This is a genomic window from Psychrobacter sp. JCM 18900, assembly GCF_904846625.1.
Lineage (GTDB): Bacteria > Pseudomonadota > Gammaproteobacteria > Pseudomonadales > Moraxellaceae > Psychrobacter.
The window spans coordinates 13907-37441 of sequence record NZ_CAJHBL010000008.1; the positions used below are offsets into that span (position 1 = coordinate 13907).

A 23535-nucleotide genomic window follows, 5' to 3' on the forward strand; every position below is an offset into this window, starting at 1 on the left:
TGGCCGATTCAGTAATATCTAGTCATATAGACAGCTATTTGATTAGCCTTTTGATTGAACGTCCCACTCAGCAGGCGTCAGCGCTTGGATATTGAGTGCGTGAATATCGCCACTCGCAATCTTATCATTGACTAACGCATATACTGCTTGCTGACGTTGAACCGCGCGTTTGCCTTCAAAGCTGGCATCGACCACGCGTACGTCAAACTTATTACCTTGGTTGGCAGCTTGAATAAAAGCGTCTGGGAAGTGAGTCTGTAAAAATTCGATCAAATCGTCAGCGTTCATGCTCATAAAATAGTCTGCCTTAAAGTTTAGAATAGGGTATAGATTTAAAGTGATGACATTATAACAAGAGTTTGCATATCTTACAGTACTGTCTTACTCAAGTGTGTTTAAGCATTGAGACAGGGCTATCAATTAAATGGTCAAAAGTCGTCGATATGCATAGTGATAAGCTATTTGAGCGTTTTATCCAAGTAGGTCAACACTTGCGCACGCACATCATTGACCCAGCGCAGCGGCGGTGCCATCGCACCAATACTGGTTGCATGACTGGCCCCCTCGATTTCGCCCGTTTCAACGGTGACGCCTGCTTTTTTAAACGCTTCTGTCATTTTGATTGTATTAGTCACATGTACAATTTTGTCTTTTTCCGCCGTTAATAATAAATACGGTGGCTGTGCTCCTTTAATCTGACGATCTGGCATCACCTCATCAGGTGTGGCATTGGGGCCAAACGCTGTTGCACTACTGAACTTGCGGAAATCATAGCTATAAGGACCCGCAATTCCGATAACGGTTGCAATATCTGTTGGCTTAATACCATAAGGCGCCAAAAAGTCTTCGTTGGCAACGGCTGCAACGGCATTAAACGCGCCAGCAGAATGCCCCATTACCGCTAGGCGTGACGGATCTGCATGGAGACTGGTCGCATTTTCAATACTCCAAGCAATTGCCTGAGCTGCATCTTTGACATAGTCAGGATAGACGTGTTCAGGTGCTTTACGGTAATTAATCACTGCGGTGACATACCCTGCTTTGGCTAAGCTCTGACCGACAAAGGCATATTGTTCTTTATTGCCGCTCTCCCATGAACCACCATGGACAAATACCACCATCGGATAGGTATCCTCAATAGCGCTCTGGGCTTTCATTGCCTGTGTCAAAGGCTTTGGGTAATAAATATCTAGATCTTGTGAGGGCTCGTCACCGTATAAAATGTCTTTGCTAACCCCAACGCCACCACTAGAAGTAATCCCATTGACGATAGCCAATGGCGATAATGCCTGTGCGTTTTGCGTGGCTAATGCGATACTGCCCAATGCCAATATTGCCGCACCACCAAATCTCAATGTTCGCGTTTTCTTATGAGCAGGTTTATTGTGTATGCCTATATTACCAATGACGCTTGTTTCTTCATTTGGTTGTATATTTGCCTGTGAATCCTTCATGACCAGTATCCTATTATATTTATTTATCAATCAGTAGTAACAGGCTAACAGCGATAATGGTTCATCCATTAGCCAATGACGTTTTTGATATTAGTATCGTTGACTAATGCGCTGACTCTGCTACGTTTTACTATTGATATAGTACTCACTGGCTGAAGATTTCTCGTGCCTTTACTGTTATCACTATTTAGGCTTATTGTGATTAACGTCCTTTATTGCATGGCGAACTAAGGATGCTTACTGGTTCTGATAAAGGTCGATATAGGGGCTTGAAGACGGCTGCGCAGTAGTGGCCTCTTCTTCTGTTATGACAATAGGCGTTGCCGTGCTGATAGTAGTATCTTGGGCAGCTGGCGCTACTGCAGGATTGGCCAAATTACTCTCATACATGATGTCATCATTATTTATTTTGACACCTCTATCGTCAACGACAGTTGTCAGCAATACCAACTCAATGACTCCAACAGTACCATTAGCGATATCAATCAGATGACTCTGCTGAGTGGGTGTCATACGGCCCATAATATAGACCACACCATTATTGGTAACGGCTTTAATTTGTGACGCACTCACACCATCGCTAGCGGCTATTTTCGCCAGTAGCTTTGAAGTGATATAGCCATCATGAACTGTTGAGCTATACCCTTTTGAAGCACTCACTTCCATCTCATTGTAGACACGGCGTACATCTGGCATAGAGCTAACGACTTTTTCTACTTCTGCTTTAAGCGTTTCAGTTGGCACTTCACCTGTTAGCAGCACTTCGCTATTGAAACTATCGATACCCATACGACTGGTTTGCTGCAAGTCTTCTTTTAGCCCGTATACATTTATTTTGGCAGTATGTTCAATACTACGATCGAGCAGACGCTGCGGAATCGTGCGCTCAGTCATTGGTACACCATAAGTTCCTTCTGTACTGTTGGTCAGATAGTTGGTGGCACAACCTGTACTGACAACGCAGGCAGCAATCATAATGCCAGTCGTAATACGGCGTGATGAACCAAAAATAGCAGTGCGCAAATGCATCCGTGTCATTATTTACCTCTTAGAACATGGTTGTGACAATTTTATAAATTGAACAAATCTTAATCTAGGTCGTGTCTTTATTTTGAAGAAAACACGCTCTAGTAGTGATGAGCTAAACGTAGCTGTAAGATAATACTGTATCTGATTTATAGAGAGTTGACTATAACCGCTACTTTACTTAATTTTGGCCATCAGCGGTTAGCTTTTTAGTAACGAACCTTACTTGTCAGATATAGTTATATGCTTCATTTGGCAGCATCTATCTCACTTATTTTATTACTAAGCACTGGCTATAAAAGCATTTTGAATCCATTCTGGTTGATGGTCTAACTGCTCATTTCTTGAATTTGACATACTCATCGTGTTGTAAGCAATGACATCAAACCGGCAATCATAATGAGCATACTCAGGATGCTGCTGCAAAAAACATTGTGCCGCTTTAATCACTTTGCGCTGTTTGCTTGCTGTCACGCTGAGTGCTGCATCGCCATAATTCGAGAACTTGCGCTGGCGAACTTCAATAAATACCAGTGTTGACCATGCTGAACCTATCTCAATCATGACCAGATCCAACTCACCTACTTTTGGCTGTTGCCAATTTTGCGCAACCAGCCTCAACCCTTGCGCTTGTAAATACTCACACGCCTGCTGCTCAAACCGACTACCTTGGCGTTGTTTTGGTGAGGTTAAGATTAAAGGCTTATGGTTCGGCATAAGGTTAATTGGTCTGATTAACATTTGAGAATTATCATAGCACAACATGCTAAACTAGCCACTTCTGCGCATTCTACTCTCAAAATCTATCGATTGCCTCATTCGTTATTTGACTGAAAAACCATAGATAACGACTGTACATACTAGCGCACTATTATTTTCTAACGTCTTTTTAACGACCCGAGGTTTTCATGTCTACCCCCACTGCGATGCCAGCTTGTCTCTATATCGTTGCCACGCCGATTGGCAATATGTCCGACATGACAACGCATGCAATTGATGTCTTAAAGCAGGTCGCCATCATTGCCTGCGAAGACACCCGCACCTCAGGTAAACTACTGTCACATTTTGGCATCGATACCAAAGGCAGCAAAGGTGACGAGACAAAAGACTCAGAGACTCGTCCTGCCAAAAGCAGTATCGAAAATGATGACACGACGACAAAGCAAAAAGGTCACAATAAGCTATGGGCTTATCACGAACACAATAGCGCCATTCAAACGCCCAAAATTATTGAAATGATTGAGCAAGGTCATTCAGTTGCCTTGATTAGCGATGCTGGTACACCTCTAGTCAGCGATCCAGGCTATCAACTGGTACAAGCCGCGCATGAAGCTGGCGTGACCGTATCACCTATCGTTGGGGCTTCTGCTGCCATTGGCGCATTGTCAGTAGCAGGGTTACCCTCTGATCGATTTAGCTTTATTGGGTTCTTGCCAGCCAAAACGCATGGTCGTCAAAAACAGCTGAGCGATCTAATCGCACGTACCGAAACTTTAATCTTTTATGAAGCGCCGCATCGCATCGTAGCTAGTCTAGAAGACATGGCAACGATATTTGGTACAGACCGCGCGGTGACTTTTTGTCGGGAATTGACTAAAACCTTTGAAACGGTACATAAGAGTACCCTTGGCGAATTGGTCGAGTTTGTCAAAGCAGATGACAACCAGCAACGTGGCGAGATAGTCGTGGTCGTCGCTGGCGTCGGTGTGGCAAAGGATACTGACGACATCAGTACGCATGATAAATTGCTACAGCGTTTGCTAGAGGATTTATCAGTCAAGAAAGCGGCCGCACTGGCCTCTGATATCACTGGTGTGAAAAAAAATGCGCTTTATCAGCGTCTACTAGAGTTGCAAGCTGACTAGTTTTTAATAATAAAAAGATAATCATTTATAAATGAATTGAGGAGAGATAAGCAATGTACGATGTAATGGCAATAGGTAATGCGTTGGTTGATCACGAGTATGTGCTGTCAGATGCGGCACTAGAAGAGACCGAGCTGACCAAAGGTAATATGACGCTGGCTGGTATTGAAGAGCAGCAGCAACTACTGGCTTATTTTAAACTGGCTGAGATTGAGCCATCAAAACAAGCAGGCGGTGGATCTGCAGCCAATACTATGTTTACCTTTGCCAGCTTAGGCGGTAAGCCTTTTTATGCTTGCCGCGTCGGTGATGATGATCAAGGGGCGTTTTATCTTAGAGACTTGCACGAAGCAGGTGTCGCAACCTCAGACAAATCTATTCATGAAGGCGGTGTGACTGGCTCCTGTGTGGTTGCCGTTACCGAAGATGGCGAACGCACCATGCAGACCTATCTTGGCACTTCAAGTGAGATTGTCGCTGACAATGTTGATTTTGACGCATTAACTCAAGCAGATTGGCTATATATCGAAGGCTATCTAGCGATGTCTGAGAGCATTCAACCAGCAATGACTCAATTACGTCAGCAAGCCGGTATTCATAATGCAAAAATCGCAGTGAGCTTTGCTGACCCTGCGGTAGTAAAATTTGCCAAAGATGGCTTGCTTAATATGCTCGGCAATAAAGTCGCAGTAATATTCTGTAATAGCGAAGAAGCTAGACTGTTTACGGATAAAAAACAAGTCAAAGCAGCAGCGCGTGCCCTGCTTGAATATTGCCAAATTGCCGTCGTCACTGATGGTGCCAACGGTGCGGTAATCGCTCACCAGCCTACTGACGAAGCAGAGGTTGAAGTCCATGACGTTGCAACCCCAGCAGTGGCCAACGTCATCGATACCAATGGTGCAGGCGATAACTACGCTGGTGCTTTCTTATATGCATTATCGCAGCAGTATAGTCTGCCAGAATGCGGTCGTCTTGCCAGCGAAATATCAGCACAAGTTATTCAGCAGTTTGGACCGCGTCTTGCTTCGCAGGATTATCGAGATATCGCGCAGCGTGTACTGTCTGCTTAATTACTAAATGTTTATATTTGACGCAAACAAAAAGCCCATATCAGGTCGATATGGGCTTTTTTTATATCAGACTTGCTTAAACAGTTTGCTCAATTTAATAAGCGCTTGTTATTAAGCAGAAGCTAGTGCTTGCGCGAGATCGGCTTTGATATCTTCAATATGCTCGATACCAATAGATAAACGTACCATATCCTCACTAACGCCAGCTTGCTCAAGCTCTTGCCCATTTAACTGACGATGGGTGGTCGTCGCTGGATGACAGGCCAATGATTTCGCATCACCGATATTTACCAGACGAGTAATCAGTTGCAGCGCATCGATAAAGCGCGCTCCTGCTTCCAGTCCACCTTTCACCCCAAAGGTCAAAATAGCAGAAGGCGTACCTTTCATGTATTTTTTGGCAAGCTCGTGCTCAGGATGGTCAGACAGACCTGCGTATTTAACCCAAGCAACTTTATCATGGTCACGCAGATATTCTGCGACGGCTTGTGCATTTTGCACGTGACGCTCCATACGTAGACTTAGCGTCTCCATACCTTGCAAGATACCAAAAGCATTGAGCGGGCTAAGTGCTGCCCCAGTGTTACGTAATGGCGCAACGCGAGCACGGGCAATAAAAGCTGGAGCACCTACGTCTTTGACGAAATTTACCCCATGATAGCTATGATCTGGCGTGTTCAACAGCGGGAAACGTTCAGGATAATCGCCCCAAGCAAACTTGCCACTATCGACAATCGCACCACCAATTGATGTACCTGTTCCACTCATATACTTGGTCAATGAGTGAATCACGATATCTGCACCAAACTCAAATGGACGGCATATCGCAGGCGTCGCCACCGTATTATCAATCACGACAGGTACGCCGTATTCGTGAGCGACATCACTGAGCGCTTGAATATCCACAATATTACCTAGTGGGTTACCGATACTTTCGGCAAATACCATTTTGGTCTTGTCATCAATCAAGTCACGAATGGCTTCTGGGTCTTTATGATCAAAGAAGCGCACTTCGATACCTTGACGCGGCAAGGCATGGGCAAACAAATTGTAAGTACCGCCATATAGCGTTGATACAGCGACGATATTGTCGCCTGCTTCACAAATAGTCTGAATCGCATAAGTAATGGCAGCCATACCAGAGGCTACGGCAAGCGCACCGATGCCGCCTTCTAACGCAGCCACACGCTCTTCTAGCACCGCGTTGGTCGGATTCATGATACGAGTATAGATGTTGCCTGCGACTTTTAAATCAAACAGATCTGCACCATGCTGAGTATTATCAAACGCATATGAACTGGTATGATAAATAGGCACGGCGACTGCTTTGGTCGTTGGCTCTACACTATAGCCGGCATGAATCGCTAAGGTCTCAAGACGTTGAGGGGTTTCTGGTTGAGGGGTTTCTAATTGTTGGGCTGTCTGCTGGTCTGCTGATCCATCACTCATAGTACATTCCTTTATTTTGATAAAAGATGATTTGTTGACGACGTATCGCCCAAAGTCACCTTAAAAAACTGTCTGCTAAATCATAGCAATAAAAAAAGCTGAGTTCATCATAACTCAGCTTCTTTATTAAAAGAATAGCAAAATACTCATCTCTTCATGACAAATATTCATAAGCAGCAAACCAAACAGGCATATCTATACTAGAGATAATGGCCACCTTTATAGCAGCCACTTTGCTTTTAACTGTTTTTTATTTTATTTATAGTAAGCATTCTCTGTACGAGTATGGTCAGTTTCATCAACCACTTGGGTCAATTCTGGAATTTGCTGTTTCAACTGTACTTCAACGCCTTGACGTAGAGTCATATCAACCGCTGAACACCCTTGGCAACCACCGCCAAATTTCAATACAGCGGTTAAACCAATGCCTTCTTCATCAATCAGCTCAAGTAACTGTACGTCACCGCCATGTGCTGCCAAGCCAGGGTTGATCTCTGACTGCAATACATAGTTGATACGCTCTTCGACACTAGCATCAGCGCCTACTTTAGGTACTTTAGAGTTTGGCGCGCGGAAAGTCAGCTGACCACCAAAACGGTCTTTATTATAATCGATGACCGCATCTTCTAGATAAGGTACTGACGCCGCCTCAATAAAGGCAGAGAAGTTTTCATACGTAAAACGCAAGTCGGCGCTATCTTCTTCGCCCGGCTGGTTATAAGCCATGCAGCACTCTGCACGCGGTGTACCAGGATGCTCAACGAAAATACGCACACCGATACCATCGGTATCTTGCTTAGATAACAAATCTGCCAAGTAGCCTTGAGCTGACTCAGTGATAGTGATGTTGCTTTTCGCTTCGACTTGCTCGGTATCTAGGGCTGATTCATAGCCAGCAGTTTGGTCTAGTTGGTTATCAGCTTGGTTTTGCTCACTCATAATGTTTCCTATGCGTTATGACACAAACGCTATATCTATTATGGCTACTGTGTCGTGAATTTGGATTTTTAAAATATTTACTATTTATATAGGGCATGCAGACTGGCAATGATTGGTATTTATTATTGTATGATATTGGTCGAAATGAGTATAAAGTTTAATCCATCTATAGCAGTCATTATACCTGAATCACGCATCAATTCCGACTACGCTACTGTGAATTGAACTGAGGCTATTACAAATGGTCGTCATTGGTTTTTTTAATGATGCTAACAGGTGGTAAAGCAACTTCATATTTAAACCATGACAGATAAACACACTAAATGATTGTGTAGGCTGCCAAGTTATTCTCTATATAAAGACAGCGGTACCATTTATCAAGCGCACTTAGCGTTTTCGATATGCCATACTGTTCACATCTAGTCCGAGCAAGTCGTCTGGTTTTGACGTAGTATTGATAATTTGAATGATTTTGCGCAGTAGCGTTATGAGCATGGTAGCTTTTAATCGCCTTGTATTATAAGTATCAACTTGTATAAATATCGACTTGTATAAAGATTACGTATTTTTTGGATAGGATCATTTTATGATGACACGGACGTTGCACCTAGTAACTACCAAGGACGATGAGAAAATTGCCGTTTGGAAAGTAGTTGATGATTCAGAAGAAGATACGATAGCTAACACATCAGAAAACTGCCTACCTAACATCACACCGCAAAACATATTTTTGACGCATGGTACGTTTTCTGACAAGCAAACTTGCCTCAAAATCGCCGAATATTTTGCGGGGCTTGGTCATCATTGCTACATCATGGAGTGGCGCGGGCATGGTAATAGCTCCCTACCGAAAGAAAAATTCAACTTTGAGACTGTCGCCACTTACGACTATGAGGCGACTTTTCGTTATTTCTTTAAAGAATTAAAACTCGATAATCTACATTGCGTTACTCATAGTGGTGGCGGTGTTGGCTTGACCATGTTTCTTGTCCAAAACCAGAGCTATATCGATAAGGTTAATAGCATCAGTATGTTTGCCTGCCAAGCTTTTGGTGCGGCGCAAGACTCAACCAGCCACGCGAAAATCCTTACCGCCAAGGTACTTACTCGACTGGTCGGCTTTATACCCGCTAAGCAGTTCAAGGTAGGCCCTTTTAACGAAAGCTACTATACGATGACCCAGTGGTACGATTGGAATTTGTGTAAAAACTTTAAAAGTAGTTTTTTGAAAAAGGCTAATTTTGATAAAGGTAGAGCGAATACAGATGAAATAAACGAAATCACTTACCAGCAAAAGAATGCTGGCGATGAATTTATTGACTATCGACAGCATATGCCACAGATTACTATTCCTATTTATTCTATTAGCGCAAAAGGTGACAACTTCATCTCCCCTACTCGCGGATGTCGTTTGTTTTTTGATGGCTTTAATAACTCGTCCAATGTCTTTCGAGAGTACGCGCTTAGTAATGGCGATTTAGATGACTATACGCACAGTCGCATTATGATCAGTCGTAACGCAGCCACAGAGATTTGGCCAACGGTGACAGCATGGATAGAGAAGCATGCCAGTTAAAGCAGAGATGTCGTTTGGACGATTTCGATAATGACACACCCCTAAACATCTTTATACTTGTCAGAAAGTCATAGGCTGTGTCAGTATTAGCGTCATTAATTTTTAATCAATAAAAATAAGTCGTAGGAAGTTGGCGTCTATGAGTGAATTATCAGAGCAACGGTCAGATAAGCAAAACCTAGATCAAAAAAGCAGTAAACACTATCGTTATCTAGTCTTTATCGGTCGCTTTCAGCCGTTTCATGCTGGCCACAAAGCCGTCATCGATGAGGCACTAAAACGCTCAGACGAAGTGATTATGCTGATCGGCTCAGCCAACCTGCCACGTAGCTTACGCAATCCGTTTAGCGTCGCTGAGCGTGCCGCAATGATCAAAGGCGCCTACTCTGAAGAAGAAGCCGCACGCATTCACTGTGTTGGCTTAGATGACGCACTCTACAATGACACTCGCTGGCTACAGTATGTGCAAGCAGGTGTAAAATCTGTCACTGGTGACTTGCAGACAGATATTGGCTTGATTGGTCATTCAAAAGACAGCTCATCGTACTATTTATCACTATTCCCCAACTGGGATTCTGTGTCAGTGCCCAATTATCATAACTTATCAGCCACGCCTATTCGCGACAGCTATCTGATGGGTGCTACGCCGACACCTGAGCGTACGCCTGAGTCGACACGCAACGTCCTCGATGCATTCAAACAAACTGAAGACTATCATCAACTGCATGAAGAAGCAGACTTTATTGATAAGTATAAAAGACAGTGGGAATCAGCACCGTACCCGCCTACTTTTATGACAGCCGATGCATTGATTGTACAGTCGGGCCATATCCTACTGGTTGAGCGACGCAGTATGCCAGGACGCGGACTGTGGGCGCTGCCGGGTGGATTTCTAAATCCAAAAGAGACGCTGTTTGATGCTTGTATCCGTGAGCTACGTGAAGAGACTCGCCTCAAGGTGCCTGAGCCAGTATTGCGCGGCTCCTGCCATAGCCAGCACACCTTTGACGATCCATATCGCTCAGCGCGTGGTCGCACCATTACTCAAGCGTTTTATTTTCAGCTCAAAAACGATCCAAAAGGTCTGCCAAAAGTAAAAGGCGGCGATGATGCGACCAAAGCATTTTGGCTACCCTTAGCTGAGCTCGATGCAAAAATGATGTTTGAAGATCACTATGCAATTATTACTAAAATGGTTGGCTTATAGTTCGCTGCTAATCGTTTTTTCTAGTAGCTTTCTTTAGTAGTCTTTTTTAGCAGCTTTTTTTAATAGCTACTTGAGTAAATTATCATCAAAACAACTATCACTAAATATCGCACTAATAATTTGATACCAACGCCGATAGACGGCAATCAACCGCCGCCACTGTTCTTTTATTAAGACAGCTGCGGCATTTCAAAGCAGAGGAGTTCTGTGATGTATACCAGCAATCTAAACAATTTAATCTTAAATAGTGACAGCTATAAGACCTCACATTGGGTGCAATACCCGAGCGGTAGTGAGTATTTGTCAAGCTACATTGAGGCGCGCAAAGGTGACTACGATGTGGTGTTCTTTGGTCTACAAGCCTTTATTAAAGAGTACTTAAGTACGCCTATCACTCATCAAGATATTGATGAAGCCGAAAAGGTCATTCAGGCGCATGGCCTAACCTTCAATCGTGCTGGTTGGGAGCATTTGCTCGAAAAACACGACGGCTATTTGCCATTGCGTATCCAAGCCGTAGCAGAAGGCAGTATCGTGCCAGTGTCCAATGTAGTCTGCCAAGTGATCAATACCGATCCTGAGTTTTACTGGCTACCCAGCTATATCGAAACAGCGCTATTGCGTGCGATTTGGTATCCCTCCACGGTCGCTAGTGTCTCTCACTATTGCAAAGACATTATCCGTCAAGCGTTAGAGAAATCAGCGGACAATACAGATTCCCTGCCTTTTCGCTTGCATGACTTTGGCGCGCGCGGGGCATCGAGCCAAGAAACGGTTGCACTTGGTAGCTTAGCGCATTTGGTCAACTTTGCTGGTACGGACTCGATGACAGCGCTTATTGCTGCTAGTCGCTGGTATCAGATGGGTGATGATATGCCTGCATTCTCTATTCCAGCGGCCGAGCACAGTACGATGACAGCTTGGGGACGTGATGGCGAGACTGCTGCTTTTCACAATATGATCGAGCAGTTTGGCGGTGAAGACAAAGCCTTTTCGGTAGTTTCAGATAGTTATGATTTATGGAATGCCATCGACAATATCTGGGGCGATGCCTTAAAAGACGAAGTCAAAAATATGGGCGGTACCTTGGTCATTCGTCCAGATAGTGGAGAGCCTGCTAAAGTCGTCCGCGAAGCGTTGGAGCGCTTGGCAGTGAAGTTCGGTACTACGGTAAACAGCAAGGGCTATAAAGTGCTACCCGACTACGTACGCATCATCCAAGGTGATGGCATCAGCTCGCAAAGCTTAAGTAAAATTATTGATGTGGTAATCAAAGCAGGCTTTAGCATAGAAAACGTGACGTTTGGTATGGGCGGTGGTCTATTGCAGCAAGTCAACCGCGACACCATGAGTTGGGCGATGAAATCTAGCGCTATCTGTATCGATGGCGCATGGAAAGATATTTATAAAGATCCTGTCACCAGCCGCTCGAAGCGCTCGAAAAAAGGACGATTGGCACTGGTAAAAGACGACAGTGGCCAGCTAACAACCATAAAAGAAAATGAGATGAGCGACCCAACTGATAATCTATTACGTGATGTCTACGTCGATGGTGAGTTGTTAATTGAAGACAGTCTTACGACTATCAGGGAACGTGCAGGATGGTAGATACTAGTAAGCTGACATCGGTCGCAAAGGACGTTTTACTAGCCCCTGTCTACCTTTACCAAGGTCGAAAAATCAAGCGTGATACGGTTCGCTTGCCTGAACCACATGGCGAAAGGCACGGCATGATTGAGCTGCCTCAAGCGAACAATGAATTACCTATGCAAGACGCTAAGACATTTAACCTCATGATCGTTGGCGATTCAGCAGCAGCAGGCGTGGGTAGCCAAACGCAGCAGGAAGCGTTGGTCGGTAAGCTCATACCGATACTGGAACAAAACGAAGCTATCCAAGCAAACTTTACTCGACTCAATTGGTCACTGCAAGCGACAACAGGTCATACCAGCTTTGATATTCTACGCAGGTTATATGTCTTACCTGCTCCTGAGCAGCCTATCGATGTGATGTTACTGAGCGTAGGGGTCAATGACACGACGTCCAATGTCTCTGTGCATAAATGGCAACAGCAAATTGAAGACATTATCAATATTGCACAGCGCAAATTTGGCGTACGAGAATTGGTTTTTTTAAGTTTGCCGCCGATGGCGCAAATGCCTGCAATCCCTGCCCCGCTCAATAACTTTGTGGGTGCAAAAGCATCGGTACTTGATGGGATATTGCAGCAGGTCTGTGCGGCTCATGCTGGTGTCACCTATATGGCAACTGACTTTACAAGAATGCTAGAAGAGCATGCAAATGGCTCGGCTATCGATATCAATGTGATGTTTGCCAGTGATGGATTTCATCCTAGCAGTCTGATGTACGGCTATTGGGCGCAGCAAATCGTAGAAACCATTATTCAGTTACTAGACTCTATTCAGATATTGGACTCGTCTACTACTGATTTTGAGCGCTAAACAGCCTATTAGCTTTATTTTTAGATAATAGAAAATTAAACCAAAAAAAACCGCTGAATAATCAGCGGTTTTTTATTGCTTAGCAAAATATATTTACACCATAAGTGCAAATTATTCAGCAGCGTCTGCAGCTTTCTTGCTACGGCCGCCAAATGCGCCAAAGCGTTTGTTGAAGCTTGCAACACGACCTTCAGTAGAAGTTTTACGTTGCTCGCCAGTATAGAATGGATGCGACGCACTTGAGATATCAAGTGGGTAGTATGGGTATTCTTTACCTTCGTATTCACGAGTCGCTTTAGTTTTAGCAGTTGAGCGAGTCAAAAAGAACACGTCAGCGTTAGTGTCGTGGAATAAAACTTCTTGGTAATTAGGGTGGATATCTTTACGCATAATATACTCTCTAGGTCCGATGTATGTACGACGTCTAAATACAGCATCATCAATGATGTATCAAACAAATAATGACATACGTAACTGAGGCACTAAGGACATTACAAGTATGGCAACTGCGTCACTGGCTTATTCCAGCACCCAACACCACCCTTCTGTTCGCTTAGCCTTTCCCCAGCGGGAAAATTAAACCGCGATTTTAACGGTTTTTGACGTAAGACGCAAGGAGCAGTTGTAATAGAGATATGTGATAAGTTGTCACTGAAAGGTCGAGAGTATTGAGATAGATGATTGATTTTAGTACAGTAATAAAGTTAGTTAAATTAATCAATGATATCTACTATTGTAGATAATCTAACTAAATACAACCTTAGCTCTTAATTATACATAGTATGCTTAAAGGGTACAGCTACGCGATACAAACTTCATTTAAACATCGCTACTAGCAACTCATTTACTTCTCAACCACCCATAACTTAATTAGATTAAATAAGGATCATTTAATGATAAATACTAAAATAAGCACGGCCACCAAAGCACTATTTATTGGCTCAGCATTAGCAGTTACTACCGTGGCAAGTGCCGCCCTACCGACTCAATGGCAGCTAGATAACTCGCATACTCGTGTTGGATTTTCTGTCAGTCACTTAGGGTTTTCAACCACCATGGGCCACTTCAATGATGTCAAAGGTATGGTGAATTATGATATTAAAGCACCCGATAAAACCAGTATGAACTTTACCATTGCGACTGACAGTATCGATACCAATTGGGATGCTCGTGACAAGCATTTAAAAACGGATGAGTTTTTCAACGTTGCAAAGTATCCAACCATGACTTTCAAATCTACTCAGGTCAAATTCATCAATCCACAACAGGCCAAAGTAACGGGTAACTTCACCCTATTAGGTCAAACCAAACCACTAACCTTAAATGTCACGTTAAACAAAATCGCTAATAGCCCTCTTACTAAAGAGCCAGTCGTTGGTTTCCGTGCCACTGGTACACTTGATCGCGCCGCTTATGGGATGACCGCTTACGCTGACGGTATCACTACCAACGTCCCTATCCAAATCGATGGTGAGCTGGTAGAAAAGAAATAACTGTAGGCTTGTAGCTCTCTAACAGCCTCCAACAAAAACAAGAAAAGTAGCCTACCCTCGTTTATAGAGGCAGGCTGCTTTTTTATTTCCTATAGACCCTTCTACGCTCTTATCTCATATATTCATTATTTTACATAAAAGGTTTTTATATACTTGAAGGCTTCATACTTTGTTGTTATATTCATATATACGGATTTACGAATATATAACGCAACACTGAGGGAGCAGCAACGTGGATACAGTACAAGTTGATTACATAGCGATAGATGCTGAGTGGGATAAAAAGGTATCAAATCATCATTTTGATATATATCACTTATCTGGTTGGATTGCGGCCTCAGCTGTTATCGATAAGGGCAAACCTCAAGGCATTATCGCTCACTATAAAAACAAGGAAATATTGTTACCCATTATAATTAGAGACATTGACTCAGAGCACTGGGATGCTACTTCCACTTATGGTTACGGGGGGCCGTTGATGGACAAAACCCTCACCGATGCCGAGTTAGACATCATACTGGATGAGATAAGAGCTTTTCTTTGCGAGAGAGGCTGCGTGTCTTTGTTTATGCGGTTGCATCCGATTATTAATAAAGAATGGATACCCACAGTTGGCAAAGCACTGACTCACGGGCTGACCTTGATGTCTGATTTAAGTAAGTCAGAAGAAGAGCATTGGAGCGAGACACAAAATCGACATCGCCGCGGTATCAAAAAAGCCATGAAAATGGATGTTGTGACAAAAACAGAGTTCTTGACCCGACAGAACGCTATGGTGTTTTCAGACATTTATAAAGAGACAATGCGACACGTCAAGGCCAGTAATTATTACTTCTTTGATGATGATTATTTCTTTAATTTGCTTGAAAACCTTCAAGAAAAAATACTGTTGATAACTGCCTATCAAGACGACAAACCAATTGGGTCTTCTATATATACGCTCTGTCAAGAGTCTGGCATTATGCAGTTCCATCTTGGCGGCACGCTGAACGCCTATACGCACCTACAACCTTCTAAACTTATCACTCATGTCGCTCGCAACTGGGGACGAGAGAACCGTTATGAAGTGCTACATCTTGGTGGCGGCGTTGGCTCCAATTTAGATTCTTTATATGAGTATAAGAAAGGCTTTAGCTCGCAAGAGTTACTATTTAAGACTTATAGACTCGTTGTTAATGCAGTGAAATATACAGAATTAGTAGCTGATATCTGGTTCACGGAAAGTGATCTGCTCTCAGACTTTTTTCCTTTATATAGAAAAGAGCCTAGCAAAGAAGAAGTGTTAGAGACCATTCAGGTTGAGCCTTTAGCAAATGTGACATAGTACAGATTGCATCTAATACTAGAGAATATATGAACGCTACTGTTGATACAATAAAGAGTAACCCCAAGCAAATAAAAAGCAGCCTACATCTATGATTGAGGACAGGCTGCTTTTTTATCTTAACATTTTCGATTCAGTTTATATCTAACACCTGCTATTTACTTGGGATAACGTGCCAAACGCCAAGTTTATCATCACCGTCTTTGTCACCAACTTTTGTGTCATTAGCATAGAAGTATAAAGGCTTACCGTTCATTGCCCACTGGTATTTGCCATCTTCACGCTTAAATGCAGCGAACTGACCTGAGGCTTTGGCATCACTGGGTGCTTTGAAAATTGGCCAAACAACTTGGCAGGCTGCACCGCAATCTGACTTGTTCATAGAATCTTTATCAAACGTATATAACGTCATATGGTTGGTAGCATCCACCAACACCCCATTCTTGCTAGTGACTGGCGCTGTATTATTGCTCGTTGCCTGTACTTCATGCGTACCCGACATATCATTACCGACTACGTTTTTTAAAGTAGTACAGCCAGTTAGTGCCAATACAGCTGTTAGTGCAGATAACATCATCATATTTTTCATCATAACTTCCTTGTAATTTTAGTCGTATTTTTCATAGCGATAAGCTTGTTGTCGTTTACTTTGTCGACTGTCCCTTTTGTTAATTCTGATATTTGTAATTTTGAACAGTCATCAAAACAGAACCTACGCTTTTTGTTAAGCAAAATAAATATAGCATATGACTTTATATTATCTTGGTAATTAATATACACGCTTACAAAAGTGGTCGAATTTTACAAAACAATAAAACGAACTTATTTTCGATTTCACAGGTTTGCCACTTCTCTCGTTTACTCTATTTTTAGACAGGCTCGTTTGTCTGAAAAACTTCACACATATAGCGACTCGTTGACAAAACTCATGCATCTTCTTACGTATTTCCCATCATATTTTCTGTAGTTCTTCGTAAAATAAACCTATAGAGATGAAGAATGGCTAAACAATAGAAAAGATGACTATTGAAGTTCAGATTTGTGTGTTGAACTTAATTACCTTCGCACGCATATCAGGAAATATAAAACATTTGATACATATACCGAGCACGGCCTAATACAGATGCTATTAAGGATACAACGACGACAATGACTCAGTCTTTTGATAAAAACTACGCTCAATCCTTTAATCGTGATGCTCATTCTGGGGTATTATCTTACGGGGCAAAAAACACTCAACCTAAAAAGCGTGTTGGCATTTTGGGCGGCGGTACTGCGGGATCGACGATTGCGATTCGACTTGCTGCGTTAGGATTAGAGACCTACTTATTTGAGAAGAAAAAATCCCTCATTGATGGTCCACCTATGTGTCATTTGCACGCAGGTGGTAATTTATATCGTGAAATACCGGATGAGGATTGCGTAGCGCTGCTTAAGCAATGTATCGATATTTTACGCTTATATCCGCATACTATTGACGTTCGTCCTACTGTGTTTGCCGTACCGACACGTGACGAGGGGCTGCCTGAAGACTTACTACCGCGTTTAGATATTCTGACTGATGCTTATCAAGAACTGATCGAGCAAGATGCTAATAATAAAGTATTGGGTGAGCCTGAAGATTACTACCAACTTTATAGCCATGAGCAATTGATTGAGCTGTCTGAACGTGAGCAAGTCGCTGTACCAAGTACGGTTGATGAGTGGATGATTCCAGTCGCTAGATACTTAGATTTGAACAAGGTTAAATTTCCGTTAATTGTCGTTCAAGAATATGGCTGGAATATTTTTCGTTTAGCCGCTTCTGCCAAGCTTGCGCTCGAAGAGTACGACAATGCGCACGTATTTACCGAAACTGCCGTACAAAAAGTCGTGCCGGTAGATTGTGAGAACTGTACCAACGCTGACCATCATGTCACCAAATGGCGTATCGACTATCAACAAATCGATAGTCAAGAACATGACTCTCAGCCTGAGTCTATTGAAGTTGATTACCTAGTCAATGCTTGCGGATTCCGTACGGGTGTCATCGACGATATGGTTGGTGTCGAAGTCACGCGTATGGTCGAGTTCAAATCGTCTTATGTGACCCATTGGGGCGATGCTGGTGGACAGATACCAGAGATTATCGTCTATGGTCAACGAGGTACGCCAGAAGGCATGGCACAGCTTACTCCCTACCCTGGCGGATACTTTCAGATTCATGGTATGAGTAAAGCCATTACTTTGTTTGATGATGGTCTTGTCGCATCGAGTGAAGACAGTTCGCAGCCCAAACTGCCACAGCAATATGTGCACTATATTGAAGATGGTTGGGATAAAGCGCCCCTACAAGCGCGTAGTCAGCAAGCGATCGAATATGTGGCGGAGTTTGTACCAACATTTAACAGCGCACGTACTGTTGGTAACGCACTATATGGTGGGCAGCAGATTCCTGGGCAGGATGATACTCTACGTGTCGCTGACGTGAGCTTGTACTCTAATATACGCTATGCACGTGCAGAAAACGTCAAAGCATCTTCGACCTTAATTGCCGCTGATCAAATCGTTAATGAGCTGACAGATCTAGGTTTGATAGAGAACGATACACCTCTGAATCGTCGTCGCTATGCTCATGAATGGTCGTACCTTGTCCATAACGATAGCCTCGCTGTCGATGAGGTTGCACGTGAGCTCGCTGAACAGCGTGGATTCCCGATAGCAATGGCTCATGTTAATCATAGTATTCGTGAAGTAGCATTGGACGATCTCACGCCTGCTGATGCCTAATAGACATGATTTGCTGATAAGTTATTAATACATATAAAAAAGGAGCAGACTACCGAGATTTGGTTGTCTGCTCCTTTTTTGCAATAGCTTTTAATATTTAAACATTTGCTGTGTATGAATAGCTATACGGCTTAACTATTACTACCAGCCATTTTCTCTGTATCCACAGCATCATCTATGGTCACTACTGTCTGTAGCATATCGATCGCTTCGATGATGGTATTACACACCACTAGACGATCTAAATCTTCCTGCTTCATAAAGCCTTGCTCAGTGGTATATTTCAAATGCTCAATCATACGGTCATAAAAACCATTGATGTTCAAAATGATCATTGGTTTTTCGTGCTGGTACAATTGACGCCACGTAGCGATTTCCATAATTTCTTCTAATGTTCCTAGCCCGCCCGGTAGCGTGATAAAGGCATCGGCATACTCTGCCATAACTGTCTTACGCGTGTGCATAGTGTCAGTCAAATGCAACCGAGTCAGCTGCTCGTGAGCGATTTCGTGCTTGAGCATAAAGGTCGGAATCACGCCCACTGCTTGCGCGCCGCCATTGATTACTTCATCTGCAACTGCGCCCATTAAACCGATACTAGCGCCACCATATACTAGCCCCATACCATTATTTGCTAATGCACTGCCGAGCTCGCGCGCCGCCTGTTCATACACGTCACCAGTGCCCAAGCGTGAACCGCAATACACAGCCACGAGTGGCATTGATAAGGTAGACTTGTCGACTGCTTTTTCAATATTTGTAATGTCTTTACTCGTGATTACGTCATAAGTATCATCGTTGATTTTCATTTGCATATAGCTTCCTTAATTACCTGTCAGTTTTTATTGAGTGCTTGTTATTAGTGAAGGCTGCATACCGACACCTATCATTTATATTGTCATGCACATGATTCATAAGACAAACTCAGCCAAGCCATACAAAACTTGGAAGTCATATTTGAGCAACTGTCTTGCCAGCATTTATCTTAACATAAGCAATGCTACCACATAGTCACAACGATTTATCACTACGCAACGACTACACTTTCAAGATGCGCATTTATTGTTCATCATAGCCTGATATTCATTATCTACTAATAAAAATACTAAGGTATACCCATGGATAATCATAACGCCTCTCCTACTGCCGAGCCATCAAGCTCTGTGGCTAATAGCAATCTCACTAATAAAAGTAATGTGCATGATGCGAGCAAGATTGATATTTACTCATTAAGCATCATGACCGATCGCAACCAAGCATTGGCAGCCACTGTCTATCGCCCTAAAGATGCGACAAAAAAAGCAATCATGATGGCACCAGCCACAGGTATTAAGCGTCACTTTTATCATAATTTTGCGACCTATCTAGCAGAAAGCGGCTTTGGGGTACTGACCTTTGATAACGAAGGAATTGGTGAGTCACTATCGACCGATCTGGCAAAATGTAGCGCTTCCTTGATCAGTTGGGGTCGCCATGACATGCCAGCTGTACTTGATGCCTTACAAGATGAGTTTCCTGATGCCTCTTATCATCTCATCGGTCATAGCGCGGGCGGTCAGCTCATTGGCCTGATGCCCAACTATCAGGCGATTAGCTCAGTGTTCAATGTCGCTTGCTCGTCAGGACGTATCAAAAATATGGGCATGCCATATAAGCTCAAAGCCATGGGCTTTATGGATGCGTTTATTCCATTCACTAATTTAACACTAGGCTATACGCCGTCAGACAAAATCGGTATGGGTGAGCCACTGCCACGCGGTGTGGCTCGTCAATGGCGTGAATGGTGCAATGGCGAAGGCTATATCAAGACCGCATTTGGCAAAAGCATACATACGCATTTCTATGATGAGCTCAGCATGCCAGCATTGTGGCTTGGCTTTAGCGATGATGATATCGCCAACAGTGAAAACATGGACGATATGATAAGGGTATTTACAAAAATGCCTGTCGAAAAGCGTTTCTTGGACCCTGAGGATTTTGGACTAAATCATATCGGTCATATGCGCTATTTTAGCAGTAAGACCAATATCAAAGCGCCGCAGCTATGGCAAATGGCAGTGACATGGTTGCACGAACAGTCATAAGCTTATCGCCATGTAGCCCCTTATATGTTAGCTACGTAACAACTCAGGTTAATTTTCTGCGTTTTCTGCTTCTTCCAGCTGTAAACGTTTAGTCAGTGCCGAATACAGCGACGGCTGCATGTTATGAATATTGCCTATCATCCATTTAACATAGCTGACGGGCACATCTTTGATCGGCTTGCCTTTATGCTTGCCAAAAGGCATCTTGCTCACAGGGGTCGCTTTATTAGAGATAGCATGTGCCGCTGCAAAGTCTGTCGGCGCAATCTCTAGACGCTCGCAGCATGCCTGATACAGCAAATAGCACATTCGAGCATCGCCAAGCGCGTCATGAGCGGCAATTGTCATTGCACTCGCTTCACCCTTACCCAACAGCTGCTCGATACACTTAGACTGACCGTAAGCACGCCATTCTGGAAAAGCTGCCCGCGCAAGTCTCACTGTACAAATCAGCTTAGCAGAAGGACTGCCAATCACTCGCCAATCGAAACGTACGTTATGACCAATCAAGTACTCTGGCAATTCAAACTGCTCCAACTCAAAGCGCTCAAGTCCAGCCACGTCATCATCGGTAATACCATGCACCTTTATGACAATAGGTGAAATAGATCGTCCACTGTTAAAGTATTTCATCCACTCAAAACCAGTTGCTACATTGATAGTAGCAACTTGGATAGGTCTGGGATCACTGCCCTGATCTGTTTCGGTATCGATAACCAGTGCTGTTTCGCGCGTTACAGAAATATCAGCAGGCTTAAAAGCATCATTCATAAAGTATTAACCATCAGTAGCAACTGTCTATGCTCAGCAGAAATGTTAAGTAGATAAAACTATATTTGCTGTTTATATCCTTGGCCATAAGGATATCTATGGGGGTAAAAACGATAGATAACAATGCGATACATACGTTATTAGACGAAGCTTTTATAATAAAAACTCAAATGACATCAAACATATATGAGACATCAATGCTAGCAGATGGAAATAACCAGCCTCCCAGACCTTCTTTTTTCAGTCGTTTAATAAGCCTATTGATTAAGACTGTCGTATTGCTAGCCCTGTTATTTGTCTTTGATAAACTGCTACCCAGTATCAGTCAACAAACACAGTCATTTGTGGTTGCCAAATGGCAGCAATTGAGTCTATTGCAACAAGAACTGCCGACAGAAAACAGCTTACCCAGTCCACTACCAGAACGAAACCTGACAGACACTTGGGGCGCGGCACGTAGTCAAGGCCGCTCCCACGAAGGTATCGACATCTTTGCGCCGCGTAATACTCCCGTGCGGTCGACCACGCAAGGCGTAGTAAGCAAGGTTGGTGAGAACACCTTGGGTGGACGCGTAGTCGTGGTGGTAGGGCCTGGTGGCGCAGGACATTACTACGCTCATCTAGAAGACTATGCTGACATCTCCCCCAATGACTGGGTCAATCAGGGCGATGTGATAGGTTATGTGGGTGATAGCGGTAATGCAAAAGGGACACCAACACATGTACATTATGGTATCTATATTAATGGCAGTGCGGTTAACCCTTATCCGCTTTTGCAAAAGGATTAACGAATACAGAAAAGTATGTCGTTAACCTAATTTGAAATAATGATAGGTTTAGATTAATCAAAAAACTTAAGCCGAAAAACTAACGCTAATATAAGCCAGAAATTGTATTAATTGGCTGTGACGGATCTGACGTAGTTTGAGGGGAATACCACACTAAATGTCGACCCTTCCCCTTCTACTGAATCGATTTGCAATTGCGCTTCGTGCTGGTGCAACACGTGTTTTACAATCGCTAGTCCCAACCCTGTACCACCTGTTGCACGGCTACGACCTTTGTCGATACGATAGAAACGCTCTGTTAAACGGGCGATATGCTCTGACGCAATACCGATCCCATCATCTTCGACCGCGAAACGGCAACCATCAGACGTCCTTGTCCAGCTGATAGTGATATTGCCACCCTTTGGCGTATATTTGATTGCATTGATTACCAAATTGGATAGCGCACTATTTAAGTACATCTCTGATCCGTACAGCCCATCGTACGTATCTATATGCAAATGAATGATGTGTTTGTACGCTTGGTTGTAGGCTTGTGCGTCGTCGTAGATGTTGGTCAGTAGCTTAGTCATATCTATATAATGCAGCTCGTGTGACTCTTCGATTTCAATCTTAGACAGTAGCAGCAAGTCGTTCACGATTCTATTCATACGGGCAGTTTGCTGGGTCATCAGCTCAAAACCGCGACGCCATTGCGGCGGCATATCTGGCTGATCAGAGAAATTTTCTAGGTAGCCCATCATTACAGTTAATGGTGTTCTAAGCTCATGCGAGACATTCGCCACAAAATCCTGACGCATTTGCTCTAAGTGCCGCAGGCGAGTCACATCATATACAAACAGCAATTTTTCATCACCGAAGGGGGTCAGTTCGCACTTTAAGTAGCGACTAGGATCTCGCCATGATTCTATATGGACGCCATCGTTAGGTATCGTTGTACCTTCATAATACTGGCGGAACTCAGGTACAGTGATAAAGTCGAAAATGTTCTGACCTTTATCTTCTGGCTGTAGCAGCAATAAGTCTTGTGCCGCCTGATTCCACCATTCTAGACCATCATTGTTGTTGAGCAAAATCACTGCATCGCGCAAGGCTCGTAGTGCACTGCCGATTTTTTTGAGTTGCTCCGCTGTATTTTGAGTAGATATTTGCTCTAGTAAAGCTGATTGCTCACTTTGTGCTGGCGCTATCTTGTCCATTTCTTATCCTTACCACTATCCGCTGCCTCAATATTGCTGCGGCATTATTTGTACAA

Annotated in this window: 22 protein-coding genes; 11 read left to right on the forward strand and 11 right to left on the reverse strand. The window is 43.4% G+C overall.

Translation table 11 applies throughout. From position 1 onward, the window contains the following. Nucleotides 1-42: 42 nt before the first annotated feature. The 4 genes from JMX96_RS12930 to JMX96_RS12945 all read right to left on the reverse strand — a co-directional run bounded on the left by JMX96_RS12930 (nucleotide 43) and on the right by JMX96_RS12945 (nucleotide 3245). Complete coding sequence (locus tag JMX96_RS12930; protein ID WP_305080078.1) at nucleotides 43-294, reverse strand: BolA family protein; 252 nt, start codon at nucleotides 292-294, stop codon at nucleotides 43-45. A 164-nt stretch (nucleotides 295-458) separates the two neighbouring features. Then, the gene (locus tag JMX96_RS12935; RefSeq protein WP_201569516.1) at nucleotides 459-1454 is read right to left on the reverse strand and encodes an alpha/beta hydrolase; all 996 of its coding nucleotides are present in this window, start codon (nucleotides 1452-1454) and stop codon (nucleotides 459-461) included. 237 nt (nucleotides 1455-1691) lie between these two features. Further along, nucleotides 1692-2492, reverse strand: coding sequence for a BON domain-containing protein (locus JMX96_RS12940; RefSeq protein WP_201569518.1), 801 nt, complete (start codon nucleotides 2490-2492; stop codon nucleotides 1692-1694). 270 nt (nucleotides 2493-2762) lie between these two features. After that, entirely contained in the window at nucleotides 2763-3245 is a 483-nt protein-coding gene (locus JMX96_RS12945; RefSeq protein WP_201569520.1) for a YraN family protein, read from the reverse strand. Between the two features lie 143 nt (nucleotides 3246-3388). Here JMX96_RS12945 and rsmI point away from each other — a divergent pair, with 143 nt between their 5' ends. Further along, entirely contained in the window at nucleotides 3389-4345 is a 957-nt protein-coding gene (gene rsmI / locus JMX96_RS12950; protein ID WP_227677050.1) for a 16S rRNA (cytidine(1402)-2'-O)-methyltransferase, read from the forward strand. Between the two features lie 53 nt (nucleotides 4346-4398). Beyond that, nucleotides 4399-5418: an adenosine kinase gene (locus JMX96_RS12955; RefSeq protein WP_201569522.1), complete on the forward strand. Its 1020-nt coding sequence runs from the start codon at nucleotides 4399-4401 to the stop codon at nucleotides 5416-5418. 111 nt (nucleotides 5419-5529) lie between these two features. On the opposite strand, the gene JMX96_RS12960 is transcribed toward JMX96_RS12955, so the two are convergent. After that, nucleotides 5530-6867 (reverse strand): O-acetylhomoserine aminocarboxypropyltransferase/cysteine synthase family protein, encoded by a 1338-nt coding sequence (locus JMX96_RS12960; protein ID WP_227677051.1) that lies wholly within the window; start codon nucleotides 6865-6867, stop codon nucleotides 5530-5532. A 255-nt stretch (nucleotides 6868-7122) separates the two neighbouring features. Beyond that, nucleotides 7123-7806, reverse strand: a complete 684-nt coding sequence (gene nfuA, locus JMX96_RS12965; protein ID WP_057761762.1) for a Fe-S biogenesis protein NfuA — start codon at nucleotides 7804-7806, stop codon at nucleotides 7123-7125. A 586-nt stretch (nucleotides 7807-8392) separates the two neighbouring features. Between nfuA and JMX96_RS12970 the strand changes: the two genes are divergently transcribed. The 4 genes from JMX96_RS12970 (at nucleotide 8393) to JMX96_RS12985 (ending at nucleotide 13051) form a co-directional block, all read left to right on the forward strand. Continuing rightward, nucleotides 8393-9382: an alpha/beta fold hydrolase gene (locus JMX96_RS12970; RefSeq protein ID WP_201569524.1), complete on the forward strand. Its 990-nt coding sequence runs from the start codon at nucleotides 8393-8395 to the stop codon at nucleotides 9380-9382. 139 nt (nucleotides 9383-9521) lie between these two features. Next, entirely contained in the window at nucleotides 9522-10589 is a 1068-nt protein-coding gene (locus JMX96_RS12975) for a bifunctional nicotinamide-nucleotide adenylyltransferase/Nudix hydroxylase (RefSeq protein ID WP_201569526.1), read from the forward strand. A gap of 210 nt (nucleotides 10590-10799) precedes the next feature. Next, on the forward strand, nucleotides 10800-12197 hold the full coding sequence (locus tag JMX96_RS12980; RefSeq protein ID WP_201569528.1) for a nicotinate phosphoribosyltransferase: 1398 nt from the start codon (nucleotides 10800-10802) through the stop codon (nucleotides 12195-12197). Continuing rightward, entirely contained in the window at nucleotides 12191-13051 is an 861-nt protein-coding gene (locus JMX96_RS12985; RefSeq protein ID WP_201569530.1) for an SGNH/GDSL hydrolase family protein, read from the forward strand. The genes JMX96_RS12980 and JMX96_RS12985 overlap by 7 nt, the downstream gene beginning before the upstream one ends. A 111-nt stretch (nucleotides 13052-13162) precedes the next feature. On the opposite strand, the gene JMX96_RS12990 is transcribed toward JMX96_RS12985, so the two are convergent. Next, nucleotides 13163-13441 (reverse strand): type B 50S ribosomal protein L31, encoded by a 279-nt coding sequence (locus JMX96_RS12990; protein WP_057761772.1) that lies wholly within the window; start codon nucleotides 13439-13441, stop codon nucleotides 13163-13165. Between the two features lie 503 nt (nucleotides 13442-13944). Here JMX96_RS12990 and JMX96_RS12995 point away from each other — a divergent pair. Together JMX96_RS12995 and JMX96_RS13000 are read left to right on the forward strand one after the other, a co-directional pair. Beyond that, a complete protein-coding gene (locus JMX96_RS12995; protein WP_201569532.1) occupies nucleotides 13945-14544 on the forward strand; it encodes a YceI family protein in 600 nt (199 codons plus the stop codon). Between the two features lie 232 nt (nucleotides 14545-14776). Beyond that, a complete protein-coding gene (locus JMX96_RS13000) occupies nucleotides 14777-15868 on the forward strand; it encodes a GNAT family N-acetyltransferase (protein WP_201569534.1) in 1092 nt (363 codons plus the stop codon). 154 nt (nucleotides 15869-16022) lie between these two features. Here JMX96_RS13000 and JMX96_RS13005 read toward each other — a convergent pair whose 3' ends face one another. Then, nucleotides 16023-16460, reverse strand: coding sequence for a hypothetical protein (locus JMX96_RS13005; protein ID WP_227677052.1), 438 nt, complete (start codon nucleotides 16458-16460; stop codon nucleotides 16023-16025). A gap of 557 nt (nucleotides 16461-17017) precedes the next feature. Between JMX96_RS13005 and JMX96_RS13010 the strand changes: the two genes are divergently transcribed. Continuing rightward, nucleotides 17018-18637: an FAD-dependent oxidoreductase gene (locus JMX96_RS13010; protein WP_201569536.1), complete on the forward strand. Its 1620-nt coding sequence runs from the start codon at nucleotides 17018-17020 to the stop codon at nucleotides 18635-18637. 131 nt (nucleotides 18638-18768) lie between these two features. Here the strand turns inward: JMX96_RS13010 and JMX96_RS13015 are convergent, their stop codons facing one another. Then, nucleotides 18769-19452 (reverse strand): TIGR00730 family Rossman fold protein, encoded by a 684-nt coding sequence (locus tag JMX96_RS13015; RefSeq protein WP_201569538.1) that lies wholly within the window; start codon nucleotides 19450-19452, stop codon nucleotides 18769-18771. 423 nt (nucleotides 19453-19875) lie between these two features. Here JMX96_RS13015 and JMX96_RS13020 point away from each other — a divergent pair, with 423 nt between their 5' ends. After that, nucleotides 19876-20721, forward strand: coding sequence for an alpha/beta fold hydrolase (locus JMX96_RS13020; RefSeq protein WP_227677056.1), 846 nt, complete (start codon nucleotides 19876-19878; stop codon nucleotides 20719-20721). A gap of 48 nt (nucleotides 20722-20769) precedes the next feature. Here JMX96_RS13020 and JMX96_RS13025 read toward each other — a convergent pair whose 3' ends face one another. Further along, nucleotides 20770-21492 (reverse strand): putative quorum-sensing-regulated virulence factor, encoded by a 723-nt coding sequence (locus JMX96_RS13025; RefSeq protein WP_201569542.1) that lies wholly within the window; start codon nucleotides 21490-21492, stop codon nucleotides 20770-20772. Between the two features lie 197 nt (nucleotides 21493-21689). Between JMX96_RS13025 and JMX96_RS13030 the strand changes: the two genes are divergently transcribed. Beyond that, complete coding sequence (locus JMX96_RS13030; protein WP_201569544.1) at nucleotides 21690-22280, forward strand: M23 family metallopeptidase; 591 nt, start codon at nucleotides 21690-21692, stop codon at nucleotides 22278-22280. A 107-nt stretch (nucleotides 22281-22387) separates the two neighbouring features. Here JMX96_RS13030 and phoR read toward each other — a convergent pair whose 3' ends face one another. Continuing rightward, nucleotides 22388-23479 (reverse strand): phosphate regulon sensor histidine kinase PhoR, encoded by a 1092-nt coding sequence (gene phoR / locus JMX96_RS13035; protein ID WP_201569546.1) that lies wholly within the window; start codon nucleotides 23477-23479, stop codon nucleotides 22388-22390. Nucleotides 23480-23535: the final 56 nt, after the last annotated feature.

What these genes read in the sequence shown, in the direction of transcription:
- JMX96_RS12930 (WP_305080078.1), bottom strand. Translation starts at nt 294, where the DNA reads ATGAGCATGAACGCTGACGATTTGATCGAATTTTTACAGACTCACTTC.
- JMX96_RS12935 (WP_201569516.1), bottom strand. Translation starts at nt 1,454, where the DNA reads ATGAAGGATTCACAGGCAAATATACAACCAAATGAAGAAACAAGCGTC.
- JMX96_RS12940 (WP_201569518.1), bottom strand. Translation starts at nt 2,492, where the DNA reads ATGACACGGATGCATTTGCGCACTGCTATTTTTGGTTCATCACGCCGT.
- JMX96_RS12945 (WP_201569520.1), bottom strand. Translation starts at nt 3,245, where the DNA reads ATGTTGTGCTATGATAATTCTCAAATGTTAATCAGACCAATTAACCTT.
- rsmI (WP_227677050.1), top strand. Translation starts at nt 3,389, where the DNA reads ATGTCTACCCCCACTGCGATGCCAGCTTGTCTCTATATCGTTGCCACG.
- JMX96_RS12955 (WP_201569522.1), top strand. Translation starts at nt 4,399, where the DNA reads ATGTACGATGTAATGGCAATAGGTAATGCGTTGGTTGATCACGAGTAT.
- JMX96_RS12960 (WP_227677051.1), bottom strand. Translation starts at nt 6,867, where the DNA reads ATGAGTGATGGATCAGCAGACCAGCAGACAGCCCAACAATTAGAAACC.
- nfuA (WP_057761762.1), bottom strand. Translation starts at nt 7,806, where the DNA reads ATGAGTGAGCAAAACCAAGCTGATAACCAACTAGACCAAACTGCTGGC.
- JMX96_RS12970 (WP_201569524.1), top strand. Translation starts at nt 8,393, where the DNA reads ATGATGACACGGACGTTGCACCTAGTAACTACCAAGGACGATGAGAAA.
- JMX96_RS12975 (WP_201569526.1), top strand. Translation starts at nt 9,522, where the DNA reads ATGAGTGAATTATCAGAGCAACGGTCAGATAAGCAAAACCTAGATCAA.
- JMX96_RS12980 (WP_201569528.1), top strand. Translation starts at nt 10,800, where the DNA reads ATGTATACCAGCAATCTAAACAATTTAATCTTAAATAGTGACAGCTAT.
- JMX96_RS12985 (WP_201569530.1), top strand. Translation starts at nt 12,191, where the DNA reads ATGGTAGATACTAGTAAGCTGACATCGGTCGCAAAGGACGTTTTACTA.
- JMX96_RS12990 (WP_057761772.1), bottom strand. Translation starts at nt 13,441, where the DNA reads ATGCGTAAAGATATCCACCCTAATTACCAAGAAGTTTTATTCCACGAC.
- JMX96_RS12995 (WP_201569532.1), top strand. Translation starts at nt 13,945, where the DNA reads ATGATAAATACTAAAATAAGCACGGCCACCAAAGCACTATTTATTGGC.
- JMX96_RS13005 (WP_227677052.1), bottom strand. Translation starts at nt 16,460, where the DNA reads ATGATGAAAAATATGATGATGTTATCTGCACTAACAGCTGTATTGGCA.
- JMX96_RS13010 (WP_201569536.1), top strand. Translation starts at nt 17,018, where the DNA reads ATGACTCAGTCTTTTGATAAAAACTACGCTCAATCCTTTAATCGTGAT.
- JMX96_RS13015 (WP_201569538.1), bottom strand. Translation starts at nt 19,452, where the DNA reads ATGCAAATGAAAATCAACGATGATACTTATGACGTAATCACGAGTAAA.
- JMX96_RS13020 (WP_227677056.1), top strand. Translation starts at nt 19,876, where the DNA reads ATGACCGATCGCAACCAAGCATTGGCAGCCACTGTCTATCGCCCTAAA.
- JMX96_RS13025 (WP_201569542.1), bottom strand. Translation starts at nt 21,492, where the DNA reads ATGAATGATGCTTTTAAGCCTGCTGATATTTCTGTAACGCGCGAAACA.
- JMX96_RS13030 (WP_201569544.1), top strand. Translation starts at nt 21,690, where the DNA reads ATGCTAGCAGATGGAAATAACCAGCCTCCCAGACCTTCTTTTTTCAGT.
- phoR (WP_201569546.1), bottom strand. Translation starts at nt 23,479, where the DNA reads ATGGACAAGATAGCGCCAGCACAAAGTGAGCAATCAGCTTTACTAGAG.